At 69.8% G+C, this 665-nt stretch carries 1 protein-coding gene and 1 pseudogene; both read right to left on the reverse strand.

Translation table 11 applies throughout. From position 1 onward, the window contains the following. On the reverse strand, window positions 1-305 hold a 305-nt coding region (locus AQJ84_RS40235), incomplete at its 3' end, for a methylmalonyl-CoA mutase family protein (RefSeq protein ID WP_225889297.1). Window positions 306-376: 71 nt separating this feature from the next. Beyond that, window positions 377-665 (reverse strand): annotated as a pseudogene (locus AQJ84_RS40240) (2-oxoacid:ferredoxin oxidoreductase subunit beta); the annotation flags it as partial.

The following is a 665-nucleotide window of genomic DNA, read 5'->3' on the forward strand; positions in this document are numbered from 1 at the left end:
CTCGCGATCGGCGCGTCGGAGTCGTGACCCATCTGGGTCGGCAGGTCGAACGCCACCGACAGGCCCGTCGTGCCGTTCGCGATCAGCTGCTGGTAGCGGGCGTTGGACTCGGTGGCCGTGCCGAAGCCGGCGTACTGACGCATCGTCCAGGGACGGCCCGTGTACATCGACGGATAGACACCGCGCGTGAACGGATACGCACCCGGCTCCCCCAGCTGCTGATCCGGGTCCCAGCCCTCCAGGGCCGACGGGCCGTACACCGGCTCGATGGGCAGCCCCGACTCGCCTGTTCTGGTGTGATCCATAGCTTCCCATCTCCCGAGGCGGTCACTGCTCTGGCTTGCGCGTACGGATCTCTGCGTCACGTGGCAGCGGGTCAGCCGACGACGGTCCAGGTGTCGCCGCCGGCCAGCAGCGCGGCCAGGTCGCCCTTGCCGTGCTGTTCGACTGAGGTGTCGAGCTGGTCGGCCATCTGGGTGTCGTAGACGGGGCGTTCGACACTGCGCAGGACACCGATGGGGGTGTGGTGCAGGGTGTCGGGGTCGGCGAGGCGGGAGAGCGCGAAGGCGGTGGTGGGCGACGCGGCGTGGGCGTCGTGGACCAGGACGTCCGCCGCGCTCTCGTCCGTCACCGTGACCACCTTCAGGTCACCGGTGGCCCGGTCA

It is taken from the genome of Streptomyces resistomycificus, assembly GCF_001514265.1.
Classification (GTDB): Bacteria; Actinomycetota; Actinomycetes; order Streptomycetales; family Streptomycetaceae; genus Streptomyces; species Streptomyces resistomycificus.